This window comes from Shewanella sp. SM68, from assembly GCF_025653925.1.
Classification (GTDB): domain Bacteria; phylum Pseudomonadota; class Gammaproteobacteria; order Enterobacterales; family Shewanellaceae; genus Shewanella; species Shewanella oncorhynchi.
Window position 1 is genome coordinate 1 of sequence record NZ_JAKKRU010000031.1, and the last position, 1,266, is coordinate 1,266.

The 1,266-nt window shown below is 44.2% G+C and carries 1 protein-coding gene; it reads right to left on the reverse strand.

What is annotated here, in order from left to right:
- Positions 1 to 8: 8 nt before the first annotated feature.
- Positions 9 to 1,192 (reverse strand): IS3 family transposase gene (locus L5M40_RS22485; RefSeq protein ID WP_115407235.1). Its coding sequence is split into 2 segments (ribosomal slippage): positions 9 to 934 and positions 934 to 1,192, totalling 1,185 coding nucleotides; the frame shifts between segments, so codons are not numbered across the junction.
- Positions 1,193 to 1,266: the final 74 nt, after the last annotated feature.

Here is a 1,266-nt window from a genome sequence, read left to right on the forward strand (position 1 = left end):
TGTAGTGGTCAACTAAATTTGGCCACGGCTTTAGAATCTTCCCAAAATCTTCGCTCTGATTCATTTGGGCTTAATCCTGCATTATAATGATGTGGCCTGACTTGGCTGTAATAGCCAATAATATAATCAGTCACATCTTGTTTAGCTTCAACAAAACTCTTATAGCCTTGCGTTGGCACCCATTCCGTTTTTAAACTCCTGAAAAATCGCTCCATTGGCGCATTATCCCAGCAGTTACCTCGGCGACTCATGCTCTGGGTTATTTGATATTTCCACAGCCGTTGACGGTATTTAAGGCTAGTGTAATGACTGCCTTGGTCTGAGTGAAATATCAGGTTTTTAGGCTTACTCCGTGATTCAAATGCCATTTCCAGTGCTTTCACCGTTAACTCAGTATCTGGTGAAAATGACATTGCCCAACCCACCGCTTTTCTGGAAAATAAGTCCAGTACAACCGCTAAATAGCACCAGCGATTACCCGCCCAAATGTAAGTGACATCGCCACACCAGACGGTGTTTGGTTCAACCACTGCAAATTGTCGTTCGAGTATATTGGGGATAGCGACATGCTCCTTCCCAGCCTTCTTGTAGTGATGTTTCGGTTGTTGGCAACTGACTAATCCTAGCTTTTTCATTAGCCTAGTTGCTCGATAACGACTTAGTGCAAAACCCCGTTCAGAAGCGATAGTGGCAATGTTTCTCGCACCAGCGGACTGGTTGCTTTGCGTATGTATCGCTTTGACTTCACATTCTAAACGTCGCTGCTCTGGCGTCACAATATGCTCATGACTCACCCAATAACGATAACTACTGCGGTTCACGTTAAATGCATGGCATAACACTGAAATAGGATATTTATTGCTCTCATTGAGCTTCTCGATTATCGAGAAGTGTTCAGCGAGTCCGACATCAAGAGAGCGGTAGCCTTTTTTAGGATTTCTTTCTCAAGATTAATCCGCTCAATTTCTCGTTTAAGTGCCCTAATCTCTATCTGCTCAGGCGTCATGGGTGAGGCTTTAGGAGCAAGCCCTTTGCGCTCGACCTGAAGCTGCGTTACCCACTTACTGACCGTTGATTTACCTACGTTCATGGCTTTGGCTGCCGCTTCTTGTGTATAGCCCTGGTCAATGACTAATTGGGCAGTTTCGAGCTTAATCGCTGCGCTATATCGTGCACGTTTACTTTTATTCATTTTGTCACCTAAATTCGCTATGAATGAGATCATAACATTTCTTATTAGGTGGCCAAATTCAGTGTGCCACTACA